Below are 24,717 nucleotides of genomic sequence, written 5' to 3'. Positions count from 1 at the left end.
ATTTTATATTTTAATTTCCAATCTCAATACCAAGCCGCTTTCATGAGGATATCTATTTTTGAGAATCGAGAAAAGCCTTAAATCAGCAACATCAAACTCAATACGCTAATCCATTAATAATTCACGAACTCAATCAAAGAAGATACTGTCTCTCCTTTTTATAAGTCCCACTTTTGTCCAGTATCTACAATTAGTACAATAACGTGTTTTACCGTCTTTGCTTACTTTCAATTTGGCATTACATCTTGGACAAAATTCTAGGCGTTTCGTGAGTAAAACCTCTTGAATTTCCATTATTAAATTGATAAGATCTATAGAATAAGTAATGTAAGAAGAAGCCCGGAGGGTGCTGCGTCTATGTATCCCCCAATACAGTATCTTCGAATATTATGCTCCCCATAAACATTGATTCGAAGAAGAATCAGCGACCTCCAGGAGATTCTTCTGTTTTTGATAATTTCGTATTAAGCTGAAATAATGACGATTTGATTAAATATACTCTTTATATAATTTCTTCCCATTTCGCTTTTCTGCATCCCCACTTTTATTCTGTTCTATCACTTTTCGAATATCTACTTATTTTTTTCCTGTCTTTGAGTACCTTTATTACTTTGTCAGCTTCTCCACTTCTTTCTTTTCTGTGAGTTTCTGAATATTCATTAGTTTTTTCTTCCTGTCTTTGAGTACTTGTATTCCCTTTTCGAACTCTTTTGATAAATCCTTTCTTTCAACCTCAGTAGTTAATTTATTTAATGATTCTATTTTCCTGTTTTCAAGAAATTCTATCGCTCTGTCCAAATTATTTTCTAAGTTATTTTCCAATTCTTTCATTTCATTATTCATTGAGTTTTTAACCCCCATAGAGTCATTTTAAAGATTAACAATTATTTAACAGTTTAACCGTGTGAACTACCTGGACCTAAAAATCTCGGGCTTTTTAGCGCTGCGATCCCAAAATATGTTTATAAAACCTGGTAAAGGCATAAATGGAGCTTTAAAACAAACTCAAAGAAAGAAGAATAAAAAGCAATGTAAGAAGAAGCCCAGAGGCACTGTATCTACTGTATCCCCCAATACAGTCTCTTCGAATGTTATGCTCCCCCAAGCAAATAATTCGAAGAACGGATCAGCAACCTCCAGGAGATTCTTTATGTGGTAGATGATACCCCAGCTGTTCCCCAACTCCAGCACATAGTAATTGCACAAATTATATTAAATAAATTATATCAAAAATTGTTTTCAAGCAAAAAATAATTTGGCGTGAAAAATTTTGAAGCAAATTATAGCTATTTTTAAACAAGATTTCTCAGGCGCGCAGGATCATATTATATTCAACATTTTTCAACACAGTTTGCCTGTTCACTGGTGTATATAAATTTCTTGCACGGATAATCAAAAACCGTGATAAGCTCGCCAGGCACAAAACCTATTCTTCTGTAAAATTCCCGTGCTGCTTTGCCTTTTGGATCATCCTCCCGGTAGGTTATAACGGTAAAACAGCTACCTTCAGGAAAAAGGGCAAACATATACCGGATTAAGGCAGTAGCCGCGCCCAGCCTGCGGTACTGAGGGTGTACCGCGAGAAACTCGAGCTCCTTTGATTCTCTTGAAAACAGCAGGGCTCCAATCAACACATCATTTTCTTTCGCTACCAGAGCACCCTGTTCTAGCATCCTTGTTGACAGCCCTTTTTTATACTCTTCCATATCAAGACCCGGAAAATTGTCTTTTACGAGCTCCAGTAATTTAATCCAGCTATCGATATCTTTATTTTGCGCAAATCCGATCTTCATAGAAATACCACCAAATCAAATTAGTAACCTTAATTCTCATTTTTTGTAGGAAATACATTAGGAAATATATTAAATCTAAGGGCTATTGTTTGGCACGACTTATGACGGTTCTTAATTGAGCAAAATAAACTCTCTTTTTAGTTATTGATTTTGCATTAACTACCTAATTTTTCTAATGACTCCCATAATATGCTTTTTTGAACTCGGTTATTCTATATTATACAGGAATATGCAATATATGACCGATTACTCCATCAAAAGCAAAAAAGTATAAGAAATACAGGCACTTTCTTGGTAGTTACGAACATCGGTTTTGTCGTGCAAAAGCAGAACGAAAAGATAAATAAAGGATACTTTTAATCCTTCGGAGGACAGCTATAATTGCATGTTCGCCTGTAGCTGGAAAATTTCTTATCCCCCAAAGACATAACAGTACCAAAAAAAGGAAAAGATAAAATGAAACCAACACAAGTTCCTAAAAATCCCTGTTTTTCTTCAGGGCCCTGTGCCAAACATCCAGGTTATTCTATTGAAGAGCTGAAAGATACGCCTTTTGGCCGGTCACACCGGAGCAAACCCGGCAAGGGAAAATTAGCTGAAGCAATTAAAAGAACAAGAGATGTGCTTGGACTTCCTGATGATTATCTCGTAGGTATTGTACCGGCTTCCGATACAGGCGCTTTTGAAATGTGCTTGTGGTCCATGCTGGGGTGCCGCAGGGTTGATGTTCTGGTTTGGGAATCTTTCAGTAAAGAATGGGCAACCGACATCACTAAACAGTTAAAATTAAAAGATACCCGAGTTTTTGAGGCAGAGTACGGGAAATTACCGGATTTAAAGAAAGTCGATTTCAAGAATGATGTCGTCTTTGTCTGGAATGGGACTACCAGCGGAGTCAAAGTACCCGGCGGCGACTGGATTCCTGATAACCGCGAAGGTCTCACGCTTTGCGATGCCACCTCTGCTATATTTGCTATGGATATACCCTACCATAAACTGGATGTCATTACCTTCTCATGGCAGAAGGTTTTGGGTGGGGAAGGTGGACACGGAATGCTGATTTTATCTCCGCGGGCTGTTCAGCGCTTGGAAAGCTATACTCCTGCCTGGCCATTGCCCAAAATTTTCCGGCTGACAAAAGGCGGTAAACTGAATAAGGAGATTTTTGAAGGCTCCACTATTAACACCCCATCCATGCTTGCTAATGAAGATTGGCTGGCAGCATTAAAATGGACAGAGTCTGTAGGAGGGCTTAAACAACTTATCCAGCGGACAAATGAAAACCTGGCAGTCTTTGAGGCATTTGTTGCTAAAAACAACTGGATTCATTTCTTAGCGGAAACAAAAGAAATAAGGTCCAGCACCAGTGTCTGCTTTAAAGTTGATTTACCCGACGAAAAGCTTAAAGCACTGATTAAATTACTCGAAGAAGAGAAAGTTGCTTACGACATCGGTTCTTACAGGGATGCTCCTTCGGGTCTGCGTATCTGGTGCGGTGCTACCATAGAAAAAGAGGATTTACAATGCCTCTGCGAATGGATCGAATGGGCTTACAATTCGGTTAAATAATATAATAATTAAATAATATAATAATTAAATAATATAATAATTAAATAATATAATAATTAAATAATATAATAATTAAATAATATAATCTTTTTGCGATCAGCAAAGAAAGGTTATAGAGATCGTTAATACCTTTTTGCTGATCGCAAAAGTATGTTTTATCCCAGAATATTTCGCTCTTTAAATAATAAGAAAGGAAGATAAAGAAATAGTCCACTGGGATCAATTCATTTTCTTAATTTTAAGTAATGTTTTTTCTCGAAAGCGATATTGTCTAAAATTAAATGAAGAATCTTTGATTTTTCTTTGATATTAATTCCTTCAGATTCTTTTTTTGCCTGGTTCAGTGCTTCTTTCAATTCTTCAAGTTCCAGAATAGTTGCAGCAATACAATAATAGCTTTTTGAACGGCCTTCGTTAAAATCTTTTAACATCTCTTTAAGTAAACACTCTCTTTGCTTCTGTGTTTTTTCAAATTCATCAATGCCATTCTTACATATAAATGAAATATCCTTCTCGAGAGTTTGATAACATTTGAAGGAGTCAAATTTTTCACCGGCTTCTCTGTGTTTCTTCCATTTCTTACAGGTGTTGCTTTCTTCGCATTCCCAGCAAAATTCAATTTCTTTTTTCTTTACAGCACATGTGATAAATAGGCAACCGACAGCCATTCTGGCAGGACTCTTGCATCCTGAGCATCTGCTTTTTGCTTCAGTATTATACATAGGGCAAAGCCTGCAAGAAAGTCCGCAAACTCCGACCTCGGGATAGTTGATATGCATGATTATCTTTTTAGTGTAAGTAACTAATTGCATATTTTTTTTGGGTTTCATAAATGGAAACCGCAAGAGGAAAATAAATAAACTCAGTTTTGATCCCCTGTTAATTATTATTTTGCATCAGGTCCGGATAGTACCTTCTACCAGCATGGAGATTTATCTATAAAACTGATCTATAAAACTGATCTATAAAACTGATCTATAAAACTGATCTATAAAACTGATAGAATCTTACCAAAACTACGGTTTTTTCAGATTAATCACCAGAATAGTAAAACGATATAATGAAAACTGGATGACTATAGTAAGGGATAGAGGTTCTGGAAAATCCGTCTCTGGACTAAGGGTAGCTATAATTACAAACTTTGAGCCCAGGAGTGACCTGAAAACTAAGTTTTCCATAAGGTCTTTTTGAGATTATAAAAGTAGATACGCACCAGATAGTCAAAAGCCAGTAGAAAGATCTTTCTTACGCTTACTACATTATTCTACATAACTCCGAGAATTATAAAGACACATGGGAGAAATTCTTTAATAAAAACCTTCTTAGCATAGGGCTTTATAGAAATCACTACTATATATGAGGGGGTGATATTCTGGCAGATTTTGAACTGGGGGATGATGGCGTTTACCGAAATACCAGGGTTTTCGATGAACTTCTTAAGTTTACAAAATTAGAGTGGGGAAACGATATAATAATTTTGGAAGAGATGGGAAGATTAGTGGACAAAGATTTTATGGGTTGGTTTGTTAAAGATAGAAACGGTTCAATTTTCGTTGGCATTGAACTCAACGAATCAAGCGATCATAAGTATGACGAAATCATATTCTATGATAAGAACAAAGATGATGTAACAGTATTCTCTGTGATGAGAGACGAAGCTTGAAAAACATGTTTGAAAATCGAGCTCTCATGGACATTGATGCTTCAACAGTGCAGTAAAATTCTATTTTTGAAACTTATCATATTGCGTAGTTTATCTGATTTTTCGCATTATTACTGCAAAATATTACTTTACATGCAATTTGTCTACCTTGGATAGGCTCTTTATAAGCCCGAAAAGCCTTTCAGCTCCCAGTTCTTTCAGCTATTTTCTTGCTTTTGCGCAGGATCCCAGACAAGATGCATGCGAATCCAGACTATAATGATTTAAAAACCGGCTGAATGGTATAGTATTAATAACAGATAGGTTGTACTAAGATTCTTAATCAGTCAGTTCTGACAAAGAAAATATCCTGCAAAGGCGTTATTTCTTAAAAATCCTGATAAAATCATATATAATCTCCAGAAATCAGCTATAGTCTTTCAGAATTAGCTACAATCTCCTTAAACTCTGTCTTTCGAATTAAAGATCCAGTCCCTCTGATCAGTGGTAAACATGGTAAAGGAAATGAAAAAAACCGGAGCACCTGGTGAAGTTCCGGAGATATGCCGCACTGATGACACTCCTGACAAAGCTGCAGAAAAACGGGTAGTACTCCTTATTGCGATACTTTCAGGGTTCATCACCCCTTTTGACGGTTCGGCAGTGAATATTGCACTGCCTACGATCGGGAAAGAGTTTCATATGGATGCAATTGCCCTCTCCTGGGTTGCAACCGCTTACCTTCTGTCTTCGGCAGTATGCCTTGTGCCTTTCGGGAAAATTGCGGATATTTATGGAAGAAAAAAAATTTTCCTTTACGGCATTACTGTCTTCAGCCTTGCTTCCCTGTTAATGACCATGGTCCCTTCAACTGAAATGTTTATCCGGGTACGGGTTTTGCAAGGCATAGGAAGTGCCATGATCTTCGGAACCGGGGTTGCTATTCTAACTTCTTCATTTCCTCCCAGAGAGCGTGGGAAGGTTCTCGGGATCTATGTTACTGCAGTCTATTTCGGTTTATCTCTGGGTCCTTTTCTTGGCGGCATGATGACGCATTACCTTGGCTGGAGGAGCATTTTTTTTGTAAACGTACCTCTGGGCATTATTACCGTTCTTCTGATCCTGTGGAAGCTGAAAGGCGACTGGCTCGAATGCAAAGGAGAGAAATTCGATCTGACAGGCTCCTTAATTTATAGTACAGCAGTTGTTGCTACCATGTACGGCTTTTCAGTTCTCCCGGACATTGATGGGGCTGTTCTCATAGCAGGGGGGCTTGTCGGGGCTATTGTTTTTGCACTTTATGAGATGAAAGTACCTTTCCCTGTCCTTGACATCCGGCTCCTGACAAAGAACAGGGTATTTGCCCTTTCAAACCTGTCTGCGCTTATCAATTACAGTGCAACCTATGCGGTGACTTTCCTTTTAAGTCTCGACCTCCAGTACACAAAAGGCTTTACTCCAGAGAATGCCGGAATGATCCTTGTAGCTCAGCCGATTCTTCAGGCTTTGATTTCCCCGGTTGCCGGTAGGCTCTCAGACAGAATCGAACCTGGCATCGTTGCATCTGCGGGAATGGCAGTAACTTCTTTCGGGCTCTTTCTCCTTATCTTTCTTGAAGAGACCACTCCAATATGGTATCTGGTTATTTGCCTGCTTGTTCTCGGTACCGGCTTCGGGCTTTTTTCGTCCCCAAATACCAATGCAATTATGAGTGCGGTTGATAAAAGATTCTACGGCGTTGCTTCAGGCATGAACGGAACTATGCGGCTTCTTGGCCAGATGCTTTCTATGGGCATTGCGATGATGATTTTTGCGGTTGTTATCGGCCCCGTGCAGATCACACCCGAGTATTATCCGCAGTTCATTTCAAGCCTTCACTATGCATTTATCCTGTTCACTGTATTCTGTGTCATAGGAGTATTTGCATCTCTGGTTAGAGGAAAAACCACTCCAGCTCATTCAGAAATTCCTGAGAAAGGCAAAAAATAATATGTTGATCCTGTGTAATTCATTTATCAAAAGGTGATAAGCATGAAAATCCTTGGAATTAATGCGAGCCCGAGAGGTAATGAAAGCAATACGCTTCAGCTGGTGAAATCCGTGATCACAGGTGCGGAAGCCGAAGGTGCGGAAGCCGAACTGATAGATCTCTATAAACTGAAGATAGAGTACTGTACAGGCTGCGGAGCCTGTTATGCTACCGGCGAGTGCCCACAGATTGATGACTTTGAAGAGCTTTTTGATAGGATTCTTAATTCCGATGGAATCGTCTTTGGCGCCCCTAACTATATCAATTCCGTTCCTGCCCCCATGAAAGCATTCTTTGACAGGCTTTCGGATGTCATTCACTGCCAGATGCTGAATGGAAAATTCGGGTGTTCCGTGTCCACCGGAGGGGGCAATGCAGATGTTGTCGTAGAATATATGAACAGCGTGCTCACGACTCTTGGCGTTACTGTTGTCGGAGGTCTTGGCGTGGTAATTGCAGGGGACCTCTCCGCACCCCAGAAGGCTGCGGAAGCTGCCGAAGAGCTTGGTAAGAAGCTGACAAGGTCTATACGCGGAGAAATAAAGTATCCGGATCAGGACGAGCAGCACCGCCAGAATACGGAATATTTCTGCAGGCTTGCACAATCCAATAAAGAGAGATTTGCCCATGACTATGAATGGTATGTGAAGATGGGCCTGATAAAATAATAATTATCGAATGCTCTGGATCATACCGGGACTGTGCACTGGAAATTAATATTCAGATTTGAGATGCAGAGCAGGGATACCCACCGCAGCTCCCTTTTTTTGGTGTTTCAAAGTTAAAATCCACTTTTTGGGATTATCAATATTTTACCGGATCTGGTATTTTACCGGTTCTGTTTCTATTCCTGCTTTGCTCAAGTAACTTTGAGTATGCTTGATCGCCAGTTTTCAGTTAACGAAGTGCTGACTTCCTTATGAGTATATCTCAATTTTATATACTTTATCCGACATTTTCTGATAAGGAGTTTATGAAATCTATAATCTGGCGGGTTCTTCATTTACTGTCGGATTTCGGAGAAGCTCTGCCTTGGGTAAATAGGTATTGAAATGTGAAATATGACTATCTTAAATGTTGCCAGGGGGATTATTTAATGAGTTTATTTAACCAGAATAAAGAGAAAGGGAACCATGTTTCCGGAATTGACAGGGGCAAGGTCATGATGTACGGGCTGAGTACCTGCGTATGGTGTAAAAAAACAAAGAAACTTCTCACAGATCTGGGTGTGGAATTTGATTACGTTTTTGTGGACAGGCTCGAAGGGGACGAAGAAAAAGAGGCTATCGAGGAAGTAAGGCTTTACAATCCCTCAACTTCTTTTCCGACAACTATCATAAACGGAGAAAAAACAATTGTCGGTTTTAAAGAAAAAGAAATACGCGAAGCTCTTGGTTTTTAAGGGGGGAACGGGTTGAAAGAAGAAGAAGCTTCTGAAGAAGGCATATCCGAAGAGCAGGTGGATATTGTCTATAAGCGGCTGAAAAATGAGGTAGAGAAGTCGGGCTATCATCTCAATCCTGATGCGGAGTTTACAAAGGATCTTGTACGTGGCCTGCTGGTTAATGAAGAGCGCTATGGTTACTGGTCCTGCCCGTGCAGGATCTCTGCTAATAACAGGGAAGAAGATCTGGACATTATATGCCCCTGTTATTACCGGGACCCGGACCTTCACGACTATGGAGCCTGTTACTGTGCACTTTATGTTTCGGATGACGTAATCCAGGGGGAAAGAAGAGTAGAGTCAATTCCTGAAAGGCGCCCCCCAAAAGAACAGAGAGATTCTGAAAGAGCCGAAGAAAAGAAAAGAGAGGAGATGATGGATAGTATGGAGTTCTCAGGAAAACTTTCAAAACCTGTATGGAGATGCAAAGTCTGCGGATATCTCTGTGCCATGGACGACGCTCCGGGAGTCTGTCCCATATGCAAGGCGAAGAGGGAAAGGTTCGAAAGATTCATGTAACTACTGCATGGAATCCTTTCTTATTTTTTAAACTATTTGACGATAAATTCCATTAAACTATTGGCTGATAAATACTTACACATAGTTTCTGAATTTAAAGGGGGTTCTGGATTTTAGCTGGATATCAACAATTTAATACAGAAATTGAAAGAATTCAAGCAGCCCTTTAGCTTTCTCTTTGCGCAACCTTACATTCGCTTGACTCTGGTTCAAGAGTTCTTATAAAAATTATAAGATTTTCTTTATTTATAATCTTCTTTTACAAATTATCAATATAAATAGTAACATTTAATAACCTTAGTCTCAGTCCTTATAACTGACGGCTAAGAAAGAGCCGATGCCTTAATATTTAGCCTTAAGAGCTAACCCTTAGAAATCATGGACCGGGACAGGTTCTCGAAGGATGGTCCCCATATGCTGGCAGAAAATGTGAATTTTCGATTTTCTCAATCCGTAAATCAGGCGGCTATCAGTAAAATCAGGTGGGTTTCAGTGTTCCTGGATTAACTTTAAACTTTGCATAGACCGAGAAAAAAAAGTACAGGACTTCGATTTGTATAATCAATGTGGCGAGGGGATTCCTATTACCATTAAATCAAAGGAAGATTACGATCTATACATTGAAGCAGACAGGATAGCTTTAGGAAAAGGCTATAAAAAACCCAAGATAATCGGCGACGATATATGGAAATTTCAAAGATTATTAAGAAAGGCCGAGTATTACAATAACTGTAAGAAGTCTTTTATTCACAGGTTGTATTATAAAATTGTATTATTTAGATTTCAAAGGAAGAGCATCCATCTTGGATTCAGCATTCCGATTAATGTTTTCGGTCCAGGGTTATGCATAGCTCATAGAGGAACAATTGTTGTAAACAAGGATGCCAGAATTGGAGAGAACTGCAGGATACACGCCTGTACAAATATCGGATCTGGCAGAGGCAACGATCTCATGGCACCAAAAATAGGAAACGGCGTATACATCGGCCCGGGTGCCAAAATATTCGGGAATATTGAGATCGCTGACAATATTGCAATCGGAGCTAATTCCGTGGTAAACAAATCCTTCTATGAAAAAGGCATTTCAATTGCAGGCGTTCCTGCTAGAAAAATAAATAATAAAGGTTCGGACGGAATGGTAACTAAAGCAACAAAACTTATTTCTGCCCGCGCCTCACAGGAAATCATTGAGCACGCCATTGTAACTTAACGAATTATTCAGGAACCTGAATGACTGAGAAAAGCAGACAATTACGGTAACTGACGCTTTCTGGCAACTTTTCCAGTTTCTTTTCAGGGGCTTTTTATTTTATTACTGGATTACTTTCCAGGCTTTGCATTCCTTCCAAGCCAGATTCCAGCCGCCCCCAGTCCTATTAGCAATGCGATCAAGCGTACGAGCCAGCCCAGGAGAGGAATCTGGTACACTATAGTAAAAATAATAGTTCCAATAAAATAATACATCAATTTACTGGACTCTTTTTTAAAGGCTTTATTATAGATAACTGCGCCTGCGAGAAGTTTAACCGGCACTGTGGCGATGAGTAATGCAAGTGAAAAAAGCAGAATCAGCAGGAAAGATAAACTCCATCCGAAGGCTGTAAACAGCAGAACTAAGGATGTAAGAGGGACTAAAATAATGAGCAAAAGTCCAACCAGGCCGGCTTTAAGTGTTGAAAACCTTACAATTTCCGCAAGTCCGGTTACAAAAGCTGGGAAGGTATAGATCAGGATAAAGCCCAGAACGAGAGCTGCCAGAAGCTCCAGGATAAATGAGAATAAAACAACAACACCTGCAGGTACACCTGCATAGGGTCCCTGTGTTCTGGTGGCAGCTGTAACATTCAGATTTCCCAATACGTTTTCTTCAAGGTCAGGAGGATAATTTTCGGCTTCTAATTCAAGGTCCCCTTTAAGCTCAAAATTTTCTCCTGTCCTGAGAGTCCCTGCTGATACCGAACCATCGCCGTTAACGATCCCGTTAAGTGTTATTTCCCCTCCGGCAAGCAGGATGTCCCCTTCAACCGTGCTGTCCTGAGAAAGAAAAATCTGCCCTCCGGCTACTACCAGGTCCCCACCAACATCTCCGTTTACACGGACAGTACCTCCGAATACCAGGATATTCCCTGAGACGTCCCCGTTAACAACCAGTTCTCCGCCTGCTCCGGTGAAATCATCCATTACATTTCCGTTTATCTCAATTCTAGAACCTGCAAGCACAAGATCTCCCTGGATATCCTGGTCGATCCGGAAATTGTCCCCAGCACCGAAAGCATTCCCTGAACTGGTATACGTAAGGTAATCCTCTTCGTCCGCAGCTCCTGCCGAAAAGGGCATTACAGAAAGGAGTATTGTAAACAAAACAAATAGTGACAACAGCTTCTTTTCCACAGACTCACCTTCAGTAGTATGTAATAAAATATTTTCACTAACTGCCAGAGTATGTAATAAAATATTTTAATAATTGTCAGATATTTATTGAAATTCCGGCTAATATGTTCCGTTTAATACCATAAACAGGTATAGGAATGCATTAGAATTATTAAAGATGATTATGGAGGCAAAAAAACGGAGAAAAGGCCTCCAATCTGGGCTCCTGCCCTAATTAAAGAGGCTTTACCAGGAGTTGTCATGGATTCTTGAGACTTCGTATCTTGACCTTCCTGGCTTTTCTTCTGCAGGATAACCCAATGAAATTGCAGCAAATGGGACAATATGCTCAGGTATACCAAGCAGCTCCCTGGTTCCGGCGACAAGCTTTTCAGCAGGGTAGATTCCTATCCAGACCGCCCCAAGCCCCTGGTCGTGGGCAGCCAGCAACATGTTTTCACATGCAGCAGAGCAGTCCTGAATCCAGTAATCCTTGAACTTCGGGACATTCGGGTCTGCACAGATGAGTAACGCAGCAGGAGAATTCTTAAGCATCTTTGCATAAGGATGCATTTCCGATATCTTTTCGAGCAGGTCATGCCTGTCAATTATAATGAAATGCCACGGCTGCTCATCCCCGGCTGATGGTGCACCCATGCCTGCTCTCAGGATACTTTCAATTATATCTCTGCCGACCGGGTCCGGAAGATATTTGCGAATACTTCTTCTTGTTAAAATCGCTTCCATTGTCTCCATAAATGTTATCCCCATTCGTTAATGTTTTTTTATAATGGATAAACCTTAGGGTTGACCTGTTTTTTATCAAAACGATGACAAATAGAATTGCTCTGGAATAGGGTCTGAAAACACCGTCAAGGTCTGGAGCAATCATAATACCGATTTGAAATATCAAAGACTGTATCAAGAAGTTTTAATACCAATCACTATCAATTTATTTAGTATGAATGTCGAAAATCAAAGCCTTCAGTTGAATACAAAAAACTTGAAGCCTCACCACACTAATTTGGAGCTTTACGGTGAAGAAAATGCAGATTACAAATTAATTGAAAGTATCAGGGAAGACGGGCAGCTTGAACCACTCATCGTTATAATTGATAAAGAAGTTTCAGGGGATTATATCATAATCTCTGGACATCGAAGGTGGAAAGCACTTAAATATCTAGGGAAAGAAGCAAATTGCCGTCTTGTGTGCTTCGAATACGATGAAAACGAGCTTGAAATAAAACAGGCTATCATTGAATCTAACAAATATCGCAAAAAAAACAACACACAAATTTCTAATGAAGTTGCTCTGCTCAGGTCAATTTACGCTGAGAAAGAAAAAAAGTTACAGGAAGTTGCTTTAAAACAAAATGCCGATATGAAAAACGCTGTACAACAGGGAGAAAACAATAAAGAAGTGGACAGAACCAGAGACCAGGTTGCAGATGGATTGGAATCCGTGACCGTGCTTTTTTATCAGGTATTTTCTCAGCTTTCCCGCAATCAATCACATTAGCAACCAATTGCATTAAATCCAGTGCTCTGATCTGCTTCTCTGGATATGGTTCAAGTTATCATCTTCATATAGCATATTAATTTTTTCAGTAAGTTTTATCAGTATAAAAATCCTTACTTACTATAAGGAAAAATCTTCAAACTGTCAATCACTTTTTACTTATTTTTACATATAAATCAGTAATGAGAGAGACCATGATCAGCTACAACCAGTATTATGTCACTGTTACCTTGAGGCAGAGTGAATGCGGAGCTGCTTTTTATGAAACAAGGAAGCCTGTTGAACCCCTCGACTGTAAAGAAAAAACTTTCGGGCTTTTTGAAGAAATCTTCAAATTAGGGAAAAATGACGATGTAATACTGTACCCAATTATGTTTTTACGAACTTCCTGCGCTCCAAAACCTGGAATTGAACGCCTGATCATTAAAACTGCAAGAAATTATTACAGGCCATCCGAGGATATTGTGGCCGTAGCGGTTGAATACCGTTTCAATGGTGTTTTCAATAATATGGGGACCGAATACCTGCAAAACCGCATTTCTGACAGGAAAAATCTGCATTTTGTGGGAGCATTCCATAAGAAATTCGGAAAATCCTCATGCACGATACATGTCTGCCTGATGACCGGAGAAACATGGAATAAGTACTGCGATTCGATAATTAAGGAGTCAAAGGATGGCTCAGATACTTCTGGCTTCAGTCCTCTAATCCCCGCGTAATTTCTGTCAGGAGAATTTTACGTATTATCCTTTTTATGAGCTTTTTCAGGACTCTATTTTCTTATATAAATGACTGCACTCAATAGCACTGCAAATACCCAGGCAAGGCTTATAAAAGAAACATTATTTAATTCCTGAGTAGAACCGTAATTCACTTCCTGGCCTCCTGAAGTCTTTGTTTTCTCTGTCGCTCCCATATCGTCCTCTTTACTTACAGTCAGATTTTTTTCCCGGTTATCTGTTGTTCCCGTAATTTCTGTTTCTCGGGTACTGGTTGTATTATCTACAGTCAAGTTTTCCTTTTGCCATTTCCCCTGAGCCTTCAGTTCTTCGACTACTTCTTCCCTGTCTGAGACAGGGTGCTTCCCTGGCTCGCCAATAGCAACACGGAAAAGCTGTTCATTGAGATTTTCATCATTTAGCATTAAAAGCACCGATTCATTCTGAATAAACTTAGCTTCGGTTGAAATGGCTATATTAGTCCCGATTTCACTTCTTACTTTTATGTCTTTTGTGGGTAGAGGGTTATAGAGCCACTCATTAACCTTAATTGTAGCAATTGTATGATCACGGTGCATATCAATCTTACTTACCGTACCAGTAACTATGCGATCAGAGTGGTTTATCTGGTAAGGTATTTCAGCAGCCTCTGAAATAAATGAAGCTGCTGCGAGATTGGAAGTCCAGAAAAACAGTATTAAAATTAAAAGGATAAAAAGCGAACCTAGAGATTTCATGAGCATCCAGTCCTTTATTTCTCATCCAATTCTCATTTCTCATCCAATTCTCATTTCTCATCCAATTCTTATTTCTCATCCAATTCTTATTTCTCTTCTGTTCCTCTATTTCTCATCTATTCCTTTATTTTCATCTGTTCCTCTATTTCTCATCTATTCCTTTATTACAACGGGAGCGCAGAGGGTCACGAATACCCCTATCTTTAGGTAGGGGATGAAGTGAACCCTCGCCTCTTCGTTTTTCTCTTTGAATATCTAAACCATAGTTTCCTTGTATAGAGATAGTAAATTGGACCGGAAACCGAGGTTAAAATTTCAATCACTTATGTTCATGAAACCTCTTTAAAGGATACTTAATCATCTTTCCTAAGTAACCGGGCGGGCGGCCCGAAGCATACCCCATCCTTTAGGGTGGGGTGGCCGCCCGCAATTTGATTTTCATCTATTCTTCTATTTTCCATTTAAAAAATATTCAGGATTTATAAATCCTCCCAGATTTAAATATTTCTTACGAATTCGGGCTTTAAAAATATGTAAAGCAAAGTATGTAAAGAATACGAAACCAGTACTCCCTCATTTTTCTGCATTGGTGAAGCAGATTATATATTCCGTGCCTTTGCCTCTTCTAAGCTCTATTTCGGCGTCTAGCTGAGTAACAAGGATGTTTACAAGCTGCAGGCCAAGGGTCTCCGGGCTTTCAATATCAATATTTTCCGGAATACCGATTCCATTATCAGAAACAACTAAAGTATACCTGATGAATTCTTCTGCAGGTTGCCCTTTATTATCTGACTCGCTTACATACCTTTCGCCATAAAGTTTAATTTTGATATTCCCATTTTCTCGGCCTGGAAATGCATACTTGAGAGAATTTGAAATCAGTTCATTGACAATCATTCCCAGCGGGACTGCGATATCCATGTCAAAAAAGATATTTCCTTCAAGATTGGTATCAAGATTAATTTCAGTATTTCCAACTTTGTAAGTCTTGAAAAGATTTTCTATGAGTCTCCGCAGGTATAATGAGAAGTCAAGTGCGTTATCCTTTTCGCCTTCATGCAGTTCCTCATGGATAAGCGCAATGGACATCACTCTGTCCTTGCTCTCCCTGAAGGCATCAAGGACTTCGGAATCCTCAATACATTTTCTATGATTGAATTTTTCAGCCTGGAGGTCTAAAAGAGAAGAGATAACCTGCAGGTTATTCTTAATGCGGTGATGGATTTCCTTCTGGCGAGCGATCTCGATACTGGCAAGGAACTCTTCTGTCTGTTTCCTTTCAGTAATATCCTTTATTATTCCTACAGCTCTGAACGCCTTTCCTTCTTCATCCCTTAGCCAGACCCCGCGCATTTCCAGATAAATATAATTCCCGTCTTTTTTTCTTAACCTGAATTCTTCCTGAATTCTCTGTAATTTCCTGAAAAAGCCTTTATGACTTTTAACCATCCTATCCCTATCGTCCGGATGTATATGTTCTATCCAGAAAGATTCATCAAGACTCCTGAATTCATCAGGGTCGTACCCTGTTATTTCCCGGATGGCTCCTGCCCATTCTATTTTTTGTGTATCCATCCTGAAATCGAATACAAGCTGCCCTGTTTGCTCGGCTGCCATGCGGTAGCGCTCTTCGCTTTGCTGGAGCTTTTTACTGGCAAGTCTCTGTTCCGTAACATCCTGAACTATTCCATTCACCCGCACAGGGGTATTCTGCTCATTGCAGACGACTTCGGCCCGTGAATGGACAACACGTCCTTCCCCATTCTCCAGGATAATGCGGTAGTCAATGCCATCCCTAGCTCCTCCGTCCAGCCTTCCTTTGATGGTGTTTTCCAGACGCCCTCTACTGTCAGGATGTACATAATTTAGAAGTTCTTCGTAAGATGCGCCGGGTTTTTGAGGATCACGCCCGAATATCCTGTAAAGTTCATCAGACCAGTATACTTCACCGGTTATGAGGTCCCAGCTCCAGTTTCCGAGATGAGCCATTTTCTGGGCATCTGCAAGGCCCTTCTCGCTTTCTTTTAATGATTGATAAGCAGCCTCAAGTTCTGCTGTGCGTTCTTTAACCTGATTTTCCAAGCTATTGAGCGTCTCTTTAAGCCTTGCTTCTGCTTCTTTAATACCCGTAATATTGCGAGAGATAGCAAGGACAGAAGTCACTTTACCGCTGGCAAATTCCGGGACTATCTGCGTATCAAAATAACATTCTTTCCCTTCAGGGGATTTATACAGATACTCAATTGTTTCGGGTTTGCCTGTGGCAAAAACTTTTTCAAAATATTCATTCCAGAACTTCGTTTTTTCAGGACTTAATCGCAGTTCAGTATTGGTTTTTCCGATAATCGATTCCTGAGTAACCCCATAAAATTCAACAGCAGCAGGGTTGATATACATATAGCGTTTTTGTCTATCCAGGCGAGCAATCCAGTCCGGAGAATTTTCCGCCAGGGTGCGGAACCCTCTTTCACTTTTTATCAGATCCTCTCGAGCCTGTTTGTGCTCAGTAATATCAGTTAGCGTGCCTGTAGAACCTGTAAACTTACCATCTTTATTAAATACTGACCTGGCATTTATAAGCGCCCATAAAAATGAACCGTCCTTACGTATGAATCTAAGTTCATAGCTCTCATCAACACCCTGCTTTCTTCTTTCAATGATACTTTTGATTACTGACTTATTTTCTTTATCAGTAAAGTCCCATGAGTTTCTGCCAGCGATTTCATCCTGAGTGTATCCCAGTATTTCAGCCATTTTCTTATTTGCATAAGTAATTCTGCCTTCAGGGTCGACTACCCATATACCCTCATTAACCGTTTCAATAATATTGCGGTATTTTTCTTCTCTCTCTCGAAATGCCTCTTCAGCCTGCTTGTGTTCAATAATCTCGGTACGTAACTCCTGATTAGCTTTTTCCAGCTCAGCGATACGTTCCTGTACCTTAATCTCCTGTTCTTTTGCACCCAGGCTGTTATAAGTCATGATTTTCCAGCTCTGCTTTAATAATTGGCAAAAATATGCTCTCGACGGAATATTCCGGTAATATTATCAACAAAAATTTATCTCTTTTTTCTATTAAAAATATTCTTCGATTTGAGGGACTTACATTGTTTGTTTAAAAGAAGGATATCTGTTAAGGGGGCATTTTTATAAAATAATTTTGAATTAATATATCTAATCTTATAAATATTGTATTCTTTGCTTATAACGTTTTTGTGAGAACTGATATTGAAAGCGAATATCTGAATATAATGATATTGAATGCGAATATCTGAATATAGTGGTCTGGCATTTATTTATTACTATATTCTTCCTGCAATTGCTGTTTCGTGTTAACCGCAGAACTCTTCACAGGTTTTTTTCCGGATCTCTCCCCAGGAGTATAACTGATTGTCGATTTCAGGTAGTTGTTTTTATTATCTTTTTTCAAGCCCGGAATGTAAGTCAAAGAAAAGTAAGTCAAAGAAAAGTAAGTCAAAGAAAAATAAGTTGAAGCAAATAGATAACTGCATTAGCTATTTTTACAGTAATAAATTGCTTAATCGAATGCGAATACCTAAATATAGTAACCGAGGACATTATCTGGGGGTAATAAAATGGCGGAAACAGCTACAGAGACAACAGCGGAAACTATGAGATTATCACCGGTTACCTGTGCATATCCTGACGATGAATATAAAAACCTTCAAATAGAGGTAATCCTTCCAGGAGTCAAAAAGGAAGATATTTCGTTTAAGATTACTGATATCAGCTTTTATATAAGAGCTGTAAAGGAAGGAGTTACGTATGTTGACAGTTATTCAATTTGCTGTCCCGTAAATCCGGAAAAAGCAGTCGCTAAATACTCAAATGGTGTGCTTAAAGTTACAGTACCTTATCTACAGCCTCTGGAGAACCTGGTGGACGTGAAAATCGAGTAACGTGAAAATTAAGTAATTACATCCACTGAAAGTTTTCCTTAGAAATTTTTCTTTAATAAAAATCTCAATAGACAAAGGAGCCAAAAGCTCATAATCTTCTAAATATTATAAATAATTTTAACATAAATATTTTTGAAATTAATATTTAACATTATATAATTTTTTGATCCTTGTTTTCAGTTTGGAAATATCACTGAGTATATCTAACTTTTCAGTACATCCAATCTTTTTTGTAACTTTCAATGCAATTAAAATTTTCAAATTAATATAATTATTTAATTATATTGAATTTTAAAATAAAAAACAATTTTTCTTATCAATTATGATATATATTTCTACTGCATTATTGTGTGTGCTTAGATTAAGAGTAATAGGGTTTCCTCTTAATCTTTGGGTTGGATCGCAGGTAGGACTGAGAATAGGGACTCAGATCCTACCATCTACTTCTAAACTGATTTTAATGAATAGTATCCTTTCTGATTGCCGAAACTTTTACTCTTCTGACTCACGCATGCTATTAAACATGTCGGTTTTGTTCATTCCTGCACCTGCAAGTAAGTCGGGCTCTTTCTATTCCAGAACGTGCACACTCGTCCATAAGGCTGGATAGCGCAGCGCCGGATTTTGCAGGTCAAACATTACATTGATACCTTTACCGATTAATTTTTCTTCTATCCAGCCCGTAATCCAGCAAGCGACTGGATTAGCGGATGGGATTTTCTTCTTTATCTTCCGGATCAGTCAGGATATCGAATAACAGAAAAACAATAGTAATAGAAAAAAACAATAGAAACAGAATAGAACAATAGAAGAAGCCCAGAGGTGCTGCATCTACCGTATCCCCCAATACGGCCTCTTCGAATGTTATGCTCCCCCAAGCAAATAATTCGAAGAAGGATCAGCAGCCTCCAGGAGATTCTTTTTTGATGATACCCCAGTTGTGTTCCCCAACTCCGGCACATAGTAATTCTACAAATTATATTAAATAAATTATATCAAAAATTGTTTTCAAGCAGAAAATTATTTGATATAAAAAATTTCAAGCCTACTATATAACTTTTCTATGAAATTTTTGCTTTCTCAGCGTGTTTGAAATTGTAGATGGTATTATTTTTCAATTCTATTGAAAATTTAAACTGGAATCAATCTTTGGCATCAATTATGATATATATTACCAGGTTAGTATAGACGTCTGGATTAAGGGTAATAAGGTTTCCTCTTAATCATTGGGTTGGATCACAGGTAGGGATTTGAGAACAGGAACTCAAAACCCTGCATTTTACTTCTGAACAACTTCCTGATCTGTTCAGAAAGCGTCCTCATAAATGATTAAGAAAATAAGAAAATAAAATGATTTAAAAAAACGAAGGATCTGGATACTGGCGAGGTTATAAAGATGGAAAAAGAAGCGTACCTTATATTTGACGATCATGAAGATTTCAGAAGAGCAATTGAAGAAGCACTCAAGGATAGAAAGGAACTGAATGGAAATCTCGCAATGGCTTAAATCCTTTTTCAGATGCTCTAACTAAATAATAAGATTTTGAGGCTGAGAAAGCTCAAGCTTTCTGGGGACTGCTTTAGCCATGACCGCTTTAGCCTCTCGATATCTTTCCTGAGTTGACCAGAAACATTTTAGTTTACTTTTAGTTCTATTCTAAATATGTCATTTTAGTTCTATCCTAAATAAGCAAACCCCTGCCTTCATTTTTTTGAGGCATTAAATAGGCTTTCAAAAGGCAACTTTTCTTCTCTTTTTTCTCCATCTAATTATTCTTTTTATTACCCAGTAAAAAAGAATCATTTTAAGTATATAAAGAAATACAAGAAACGTTATCATGCAGTGCTCCTTATCGATCAAATCCGATATATCGAAGAGAGGCAAAACATGATTTTTTGTCGCCTCTTCAGTTTTCATGTTTCAGACAACTTTAGAATGCAGGCATCTGATATTTTTCTCCGGTCCGCAAATGCGTAACCAGGCGCCCCTATACAAAAGAGCGTATCAGGCTTAAAATATCATACCACTATTGCAGATATACTTGCCGTTTTATTCCAGTAAATCGATAACAGGACTATATAACACTGACTCTCTGTCAGGCAGCAAGCTAACTTTCAGTCAAATACATGACACTACATACAATTAAAACATAATAGAACATAAAAGCCGGAAATACAAAAATAGACGGAAATTCACAAACCCGGGGAGTTAGCAAGCTGGTGAAAGCTTATGATAAAATCAGGTGGCTCTTTTTTATATAACGGAGCACGCTGTACCATAGGAGCTGTAGTCTTCCTCAAAGGGCTTCCTTACATGGTTACGGTTTCTCACATATTCAGGGGTGAAGGAGACTTCCTGACAGCTGACGGGATGAAGCTTACTGTCACAAGGATTTTGAAAGACTATGATTTAGCCCTGGTAAGGCTTCCTCCAGACAGTAAGGTTAAAATCACCGAATTTGGCGCCTCTGCCCAGCTGGAGCAAGCAGAGATGGTTAATGATGTCCATACCCTTCAGTGCAGGGTGGTTAATTCCGGAGCTTCACTGGTTTATCTGGCTTTTCGGCGCTTTGATATGCCTGAACCCGGAGACAGCGGTTCTCCTATTTTGCAGGGAGGTAAGGTAATAGGGCTTATATCCTCTGTGACGCTGAACAATTGTATGGGGACTGCAATCTCATCTAACATTCTTCTTAGTTTAGAAAAATTGCTAAAATAAGATTGATATCATTTCTCAGTTTAGAAAAACTACTAAAATAAGATTGATATCATTTCACAGGGTGAAAGTGTGCTATCCCATACCGAATGCACCAAAGTCAGGTCATACAGGCAATAGTTTACGGAAGTGCTTGCCCTTAGTTAGCGAATTTTTACGTTAATTTTCAGTGTACAGCATACATCTGATGGTATCCAGGTATTTTTCAATTCCCTGCCTGTCAATCAGGTCCCCAAGCCTCTCTCCGTCAAGACCTTCTCTCCTGTAGTACTCAAAGGTTTTTTCAAGGATTGAAAAAAGCTGTTCTTCGTCCGCAAGCTCAATAATCTTTACCCCCTGTTTCGGCTGACGGCCTGCTCTGCCTCCAACAAAAACGGTGCAACCGGTTTTTTCTGCCTTTAAGGCATCTTTACGGCAAGCTGTAATGCAGGCTCCGCACAGGATGCATTTTTCGGCATCTATATGGGCTTTCTCTTCAAGGACTTTTATTGCTCCCATTTTACAGGCTTTTTCACAGAGCTTGCACCCGACACAATTCTCTTCAAGGGTCTCCGGCTTTACAGTACCCATAACGCCAAAATCATTATCCTGAGGCCTTACACAGGCTGAAGGGCAGCCTGTTACTGCAATCTTGAGTTTCTTCGGGACAGGCTCCCCAAAATATTTTTCATCGATCGTGTATGCCAGATTTTCGCAGTCAATCAGCCCATGCCTGCATACCCTGTTTCCCTGGCAGGCGACCACAGCTCTTACCTTTTTTCCGGCAGAGCCTCCTGAAATGCCTTTTTCTTCGAGTTCATTTCTTGCTGCTTCCACATCTTCAAGTTTGACAAATGGAACTTCAATCTGCTGCCTTGAGGTTATATGAACATAGCCAGAGCCGTATTTCTCGGCTGCATCTGCAATTGCCCGCAATTTTTCGGCATCAAGGTTCCCACTCACGACTTTCAGCCGCATTGAAAACATATTTTCCTGCCTCTGAGGCAGAAAACCTTTACTTTTTATTGAAGACATGTCAATCTTTTTCTCAGCCATATAAGTCACTTCACTTTAGGAGGCATGATGGATGGTATATATCAATTTTGTGAATAATATAACTGGTCTGAAAAATATTAGAGATGTTTAGAGAAAAAGAGATATTAAAGTATTCAGAGGAAAGAAAAGGCATTGAACTGAACAAGTGCCATATAAAGCCCTGTGCCTGCAAAGATGCTGAGCATCGCGTTCCTTTTCCAGAAATGCAGCCCTGCGACAACCCCTATCGTAAAAAGTTCCGGAATCCCGTAAGGGGCTGAAACCCACTGTACATCTTTGAGGCAATAAATAACCAGCAGCAAGAGAATCATTGGAGGCAGATTTTTCTCAATAGTTGAAAGCATTGCTGGCGGTTCTCTTGAACCAAAACACAGGAAGGGAAGAACCCTTGTAGCAAATGTCGCAAGGGCTATTACCATAATGGTTACGAGCATCTGCAGGGCTTCAGCCATCAGCTTTCCTCCTTTGAAGTTTCTTTAACCTTAACTGGCTTCATTGCCGCTTCATGGTCCTTTCCTGTTCCTATGCTCAAACTCGCGTTTCTTTGAGTCAGTTTTTCTCTTCCCATCAGGATCAGAGTCCCCAGGATAATTGAAATCAGCAGCATATTGTCAGGACTGAAGAATATGAGGGAAAGGACTCCCGCTCCCACCGCCGCCACAAAAGGAAAGCGGGCTGTGGAATTGAAATACTGTTCTATGGTCAGCACCACAAAGAGAGCGGTCAGCACGAAAGCCATGCCTTCAAGGTTAAGATCCAGCAGGGAGCCAAGAACTGCTCCAATAGCAGATCCCATAATCCAGTAAAGGTGGTCCAGGGCTGTAATGTAAAAGTAAAACCTTGACTTTGACCCGCCTTCCGGGACTCCGGTTGTTGTAAGGAGTGCATAGGTTTCATCGGTTAATGCAAAGATAAGATAAGGCTTTACTCTCCCGATGCCGGAAAATTTTTCCAGCAGGGACAGCCCATAAAATGCATGCCTGAGGTTAAGGAGCAGAGTGGCTATGACAAATTCCGTGAGCCCAGCTCCGGCTGCCAGTAAAACCACAGCCAGAAACTGACCTGAGCCGGCATAAATGAAAAGGCTCATAAGAATAGCATAAATCCAGTGATATCCTGCGCCATCCAGCAGAAAGCCAAAGGCCATTCCGAGAGGTATGTATCCGAGAAAAACAGGGGTCGTGGTTTTAAGGGCACTCTTAAAAAGGTCCGTGTTGCCTTTCCCTTTTTCCTGCCTTTTTGCCTCTTTTTCAGTCATGCTATCTCTTCTACTATCTTTTTATCTCTGATATACCTCTTCCGCGCATCTTTCCCTGAAAATGAAAAACACAAATTGTATTTATTATATTTAAAGTTGGTGAATAATATTAGAACCATTTCCCTGTCAGATTAAAGTATGACTATTTTTTATAGATTATATTGCAAACTTACAACTTATGCAAATTTGTGAACCGAGTTAATCAAAATTATAGCTGCATAAAAATAATATAACTCACTGCAACTGATGAAAAGATGAATTTATGAAAATTTATTAAAGTTTATGATAATTTTACCATATCCAGACAATATCCAGAATGCGAAACGGTTTTTGAACTCAGGCTGGATTCCGGACCTGAATAAATCTTGGAAAAGCTGCCACATTGATATATAAAAAACGTCATATTTAATTGTATGAGAATTCTCCAGCGATTGAACTTTCTTATTCTGCTGGTCCTGATACTTTTTATTGCATATATTCGATATTTGACTGACTTTTATATTTTTGAGGATAGGTCTCTGCTCGATGCTCTTCTTGTCTCTCTAATTGTACTTTTCCTGGCCTATGTGGTAAATTTCCTAGCTGGAAATCTTATTCTCAGAAGGGTTTCGACTGCCAGAGAAAGATATACTTTGAGAAAAACAGCATCTATTCTCATTACAGTTCTTGCTTTTGCCTCCCTTTTTGCAATCTGGATCGAGAGGACAAGCACTCTGCTCATTGCCTACGGGATTCTGAGTGCCGGAGTTGCGATTGCGCTTCAGGACCTTTTAAGGAACATAGCCGGAGGGATTCTTATAATTGTATCCCGCCCCTTTAAAGCCGGAGACAGGATCCAGGTGGGGGAAAATACCGGCGATGTGCTGGATATAGGGAGTTTCAGCACCGCAATTATGGAGATAAGGGAATGGGTGGATGCAGACCAGTACACTGGCAGGATTCTCCATATCCCTAACAGCTTTGTTCTGAACCAGACGATAAAAAACTATACCAGGGATTATTCTTTTATCTGGGATGAGATCAGGATTCTTTTAATCTATGGCAGCAACTGGAAAAAAGCTGAAGGGATTGCCCTCAAAGCAGCAGCCCCGATTGTTGGAGAGTTTGAAAACCTGGCGCGGACCGAACTCCTTCTCATGGGAGAAAAATACTTTACTACAACCTATGAGGTACAGACAAAACTCTTTATGAGATTGGAAGAGAACTGGATCGAAATGCGGCTAAGATATGTGGTGGAACCCAGGAAAAGGCGGGCAGTGAGCCATCTTCTAATCTCAAGCATTCTCGAAGCTCTCGAAAAGGAAGATGATATAATGGTAGGGACAGCTGTAGGTATCGACCTTATAAAACCTCAGGGCGAGGGATGAATAGGCAAGGGATGCGCCATTCTGGATATGCATGGGCTGTGCTATCTTTAAGAATGATGCTATCTTTAAGAGGAACGCTA

General features: G+C 39.6%; 22 protein-coding genes. 12 read left to right on the top strand and 10 right to left on the bottom strand.

Annotation, left to right across the window (positions count from 1 at the left end):
* Positions 1-606: 606 nt before the first annotated feature.
* Together RSJ42_RS05600 and RSJ42_RS05595 are read right to left on the bottom strand one after the other, a co-directional pair.
* A complete protein-coding gene (locus RSJ42_RS05600) occupies positions 607-843 on the bottom strand; it encodes a hypothetical protein (RefSeq protein WP_410509687.1) in 237 nt (78 codons plus the stop codon).
* A gap of 488 nt (positions 844-1,331) precedes the next feature.
* Positions 1,332-1,793, bottom strand: coding sequence for a GNAT family N-acetyltransferase (locus RSJ42_RS05595; RefSeq protein WP_410509686.1), 462 nt, complete (start codon positions 1,791-1,793; stop codon positions 1,332-1,334).
* Positions 1,794-2,249: 456 nt separating this feature from the next.
* Between RSJ42_RS05595 and RSJ42_RS05590 the strand changes: the two genes are divergently transcribed.
* On the top strand, positions 2,250-3,362 hold the full coding sequence (locus RSJ42_RS05590; protein ID WP_410509685.1) for a phosphoserine transaminase: 1,113 nt from the start codon (positions 2,250-2,252) through the stop codon (positions 3,360-3,362).
* Between the two features lie 224 nt (positions 3,363-3,586).
* Here the strand turns inward: RSJ42_RS05590 and RSJ42_RS05585 are convergent, their stop codons facing one another.
* Positions 3,587-4,192, bottom strand: a complete 606-nt coding sequence (locus RSJ42_RS05585) for a DUF3795 domain-containing protein (RefSeq protein WP_410509684.1) — start codon at positions 4,190-4,192, stop codon at positions 3,587-3,589.
* Positions 4,193-4,839: 647 nt separating this feature from the next.
* Between RSJ42_RS05585 and RSJ42_RS05580 the strand changes: the two genes are divergently transcribed.
* From RSJ42_RS05580 to RSJ42_RS05555, 6 genes are all read left to right on the top strand, one after another.
* Positions 4,840-5,025 carry a hypothetical protein gene (locus RSJ42_RS05580; protein WP_410509683.1) on the top strand — a complete coding sequence of 62 codons (186 nt, stop codon included), beginning with the start codon at positions 4,840-4,842 and terminating at the stop codon, positions 5,023-5,025.
* 492 nt (positions 5,026-5,517) lie between these two features.
* Positions 5,518-6,993 carry an MFS transporter gene (locus tag RSJ42_RS05575; protein WP_410509682.1) on the top strand — a complete coding sequence of 492 codons (1,476 nt, stop codon included), beginning with the start codon at positions 5,518-5,520 and terminating at the stop codon, positions 6,991-6,993.
* A 42-nt stretch (positions 6,994-7,035) separates the two neighbouring features.
* Positions 7,036-7,701: a flavodoxin family protein gene (locus RSJ42_RS05570; RefSeq protein WP_410509681.1), complete on the top strand. Its 666-nt coding sequence runs from the start codon at positions 7,036-7,038 to the stop codon at positions 7,699-7,701.
* Positions 7,702-8,129: 428 nt separating this feature from the next.
* Positions 8,130-8,435 (top strand): glutaredoxin family protein, encoded by a 306-nt coding sequence (locus RSJ42_RS05565; RefSeq protein WP_410509680.1) that lies wholly within the window; start codon positions 8,130-8,132, stop codon positions 8,433-8,435.
* Positions 8,436-8,447: 12 nt separating this feature from the next.
* Positions 8,448-8,996, top strand: coding sequence for a ferredoxin-thioredoxin reductase catalytic domain-containing protein (locus RSJ42_RS05560; RefSeq protein ID WP_410509679.1), 549 nt, complete (start codon positions 8,448-8,450; stop codon positions 8,994-8,996).
* A gap of 553 nt (positions 8,997-9,549) precedes the next feature.
* A complete protein-coding gene (locus RSJ42_RS05555; RefSeq protein ID WP_410509678.1) occupies positions 9,550-10,206 on the top strand; it encodes a serine O-acetyltransferase in 657 nt (218 codons plus the stop codon).
* A gap of 110 nt (positions 10,207-10,316) precedes the next feature.
* Here the strand turns inward: RSJ42_RS05555 and RSJ42_RS05550 are convergent, their stop codons facing one another.
* Both RSJ42_RS05550 and RSJ42_RS05545 read right to left on the bottom strand, forming a co-directional pair.
* A complete protein-coding gene (locus RSJ42_RS05550) occupies positions 10,317-11,387 on the bottom strand; it encodes a hypothetical protein (RefSeq protein ID WP_410509677.1) in 1,071 nt (356 codons plus the stop codon).
* 225 nt (positions 11,388-11,612) lie between these two features.
* Entirely contained in the window at positions 11,613-12,122 is a 510-nt protein-coding gene (locus RSJ42_RS05545; protein WP_410509676.1) for a nitroreductase family protein, read from the bottom strand.
* Between the two features lie 205 nt (positions 12,123-12,327).
* Here RSJ42_RS05545 and RSJ42_RS05540 point away from each other — a divergent pair, with 205 nt between their 5' ends.
* The gene (locus tag RSJ42_RS05540; RefSeq protein ID WP_410509675.1) at positions 12,328-12,885 is read left to right on the top strand and encodes a ParB/RepB/Spo0J family partition protein; all 558 of its coding nucleotides are present in this window, start codon (positions 12,328-12,330) and stop codon (positions 12,883-12,885) included.
* Positions 12,886-13,067: 182 nt separating this feature from the next.
* Positions 13,068-13,604, top strand: a complete 537-nt coding sequence (locus tag RSJ42_RS05535) for a hypothetical protein (protein ID WP_410509674.1) — start codon at positions 13,068-13,070, stop codon at positions 13,602-13,604.
* A 53-nt stretch (positions 13,605-13,657) separates the two neighbouring features.
* Here the strand turns inward: RSJ42_RS05535 and RSJ42_RS05530 are convergent, their stop codons facing one another.
* Together RSJ42_RS05530 and RSJ42_RS05525 are read right to left on the bottom strand one after the other, a co-directional pair.
* Positions 13,658-14,341 (bottom strand): hypothetical protein, encoded by a 684-nt coding sequence (locus RSJ42_RS05530; protein WP_410509673.1) that lies wholly within the window; start codon positions 14,339-14,341, stop codon positions 13,658-13,660.
* A gap of 573 nt (positions 14,342-14,914) precedes the next feature.
* Entirely contained in the window at positions 14,915-17,323 is a 2,409-nt protein-coding gene (locus tag RSJ42_RS05525; protein ID WP_410509672.1) for a PAS domain S-box protein, read from the bottom strand.
* A gap of 614 nt (positions 17,324-17,937) precedes the next feature.
* On the opposite strand from RSJ42_RS05525, the gene RSJ42_RS05520 reads away from it, so the two are divergent.
* Positions 17,938-18,261 (top strand): Hsp20/alpha crystallin family protein, encoded by a 324-nt coding sequence (locus RSJ42_RS05520; RefSeq protein WP_410509671.1) that lies wholly within the window; start codon positions 17,938-17,940, stop codon positions 18,259-18,261.
* A 2,230-nt stretch (positions 18,262-20,491) separates the two neighbouring features.
* The gene (locus RSJ42_RS05515; RefSeq protein WP_410509670.1) at positions 20,492-20,980 is read left to right on the top strand and encodes a serine protease; all 489 of its coding nucleotides are present in this window, start codon (positions 20,492-20,494) and stop codon (positions 20,978-20,980) included.
* 156 nt (positions 20,981-21,136) lie between these two features.
* Here RSJ42_RS05515 and RSJ42_RS05510 read toward each other — a convergent pair whose 3' ends face one another.
* The 3 genes from RSJ42_RS05510 to RSJ42_RS05500 all read right to left on the bottom strand — a co-directional run bounded on the left by RSJ42_RS05510 (position 21,137) and on the right by RSJ42_RS05500 (position 23,270).
* The gene (locus tag RSJ42_RS05510; RefSeq protein ID WP_410509669.1) at positions 21,137-22,012 is read right to left on the bottom strand and encodes a 4Fe-4S binding protein; all 876 of its coding nucleotides are present in this window, start codon (positions 22,010-22,012) and stop codon (positions 21,137-21,139) included.
* 113 nt (positions 22,013-22,125) lie between these two features.
* Positions 22,126-22,464: a branched-chain amino acid transporter permease gene (locus tag RSJ42_RS05505; RefSeq protein ID WP_410509668.1), complete on the bottom strand. Its 339-nt coding sequence runs from the start codon at positions 22,462-22,464 to the stop codon at positions 22,126-22,128.
* Positions 22,464-23,270 carry an AzlC family ABC transporter permease gene (locus RSJ42_RS05500; protein WP_410509667.1) on the bottom strand — a complete coding sequence of 269 codons (807 nt, stop codon included), beginning with the start codon at positions 23,268-23,270 and terminating at the stop codon, positions 22,464-22,466. The genes RSJ42_RS05505 and RSJ42_RS05500 overlap by 1 nt, the downstream gene beginning before the upstream one ends.
* A 485-nt stretch (positions 23,271-23,755) precedes the next feature.
* On the opposite strand from RSJ42_RS05500, the gene RSJ42_RS05495 reads away from it, so the two are divergent.
* On the top strand, positions 23,756-24,637 hold the full coding sequence (locus RSJ42_RS05495) for a mechanosensitive ion channel family protein (protein ID WP_410509666.1): 882 nt from the start codon (positions 23,756-23,758) through the stop codon (positions 24,635-24,637).
* Positions 24,638-24,717: the final 80 nt, after the last annotated feature.

Source organism: Methanosarcina hadiensis (genome assembly GCF_046529725.1).
Taxonomy (GTDB): domain Archaea; phylum Halobacteriota; class Methanosarcinia; order Methanosarcinales; family Methanosarcinaceae; genus Methanosarcina; species Methanosarcina hadiensis.
This window is presented reverse-complemented; position numbering and strand designations above follow the sequence as displayed.

Coding starts and splice junctions, on each gene's coding strand:
- RSJ42_RS05600 (WP_410509687.1), bottom strand. CDS start 843: ATGAATAATGAAATGAAAGAATTGGAAAATAACTTAGAAAATAATTTG.
- RSJ42_RS05595 (WP_410509686.1), bottom strand. CDS start 1,793: ATGAAGATCGGATTTGCGCAAAATAAAGATATCGATAGCTGGATTAAA.
- RSJ42_RS05590 (WP_410509685.1), top strand. CDS start 2,250: ATGAAACCAACACAAGTTCCTAAAAATCCCTGTTTTTCTTCAGGGCCC.
- RSJ42_RS05585 (WP_410509684.1), bottom strand. CDS start 4,192: ATGAAACCCAAAAAAAATATGCAATTAGTTACTTACACTAAAAAGATA.
- RSJ42_RS05575 (WP_410509682.1), top strand. CDS start 5,518: ATGGTAAAGGAAATGAAAAAAACCGGAGCACCTGGTGAAGTTCCGGAG.
- RSJ42_RS05570 (WP_410509681.1), top strand. CDS start 7,036: ATGAAAATCCTTGGAATTAATGCGAGCCCGAGAGGTAATGAAAGCAAT.
- RSJ42_RS05565 (WP_410509680.1), top strand. CDS start 8,130: ATGAGTTTATTTAACCAGAATAAAGAGAAAGGGAACCATGTTTCCGGA.
- RSJ42_RS05545 (WP_410509676.1), bottom strand. CDS start 12,122: ATGGAGACAATGGAAGCGATTTTAACAAGAAGAAGTATTCGCAAATAT.
- RSJ42_RS05540 (WP_410509675.1), top strand. CDS start 12,328: ATGAATGTCGAAAATCAAAGCCTTCAGTTGAATACAAAAAACTTGAAG.
- RSJ42_RS05535 (WP_410509674.1), top strand. CDS start 13,068: ATGAGAGAGACCATGATCAGCTACAACCAGTATTATGTCACTGTTACC.
- RSJ42_RS05530 (WP_410509673.1), bottom strand. CDS start 14,341: ATGAAATCTCTAGGTTCGCTTTTTATCCTTTTAATTTTAATACTGTTT.
- RSJ42_RS05525 (WP_410509672.1), bottom strand. CDS start 17,323: ATGACTTATAACAGCCTGGGTGCAAAAGAACAGGAGATTAAGGTACAG.
- RSJ42_RS05520 (WP_410509671.1), top strand. CDS start 17,938: ATGGCGGAAACAGCTACAGAGACAACAGCGGAAACTATGAGATTATCA.
- RSJ42_RS05515 (WP_410509670.1), top strand. CDS start 20,492: ATGATAAAATCAGGTGGCTCTTTTTTATATAACGGAGCACGCTGTACC.
- RSJ42_RS05510 (WP_410509669.1), bottom strand. CDS start 22,012: ATGGCTGAGAAAAAGATTGACATGTCTTCAATAAAAAGTAAAGGTTTT.
- RSJ42_RS05505 (WP_410509668.1), bottom strand. CDS start 22,464: ATGGCTGAAGCCCTGCAGATGCTCGTAACCATTATGGTAATAGCCCTT.
- RSJ42_RS05500 (WP_410509667.1), bottom strand. CDS start 23,270: ATGACTGAAAAAGAGGCAAAAAGGCAGGAAAAAGGGAAAGGCAACACG.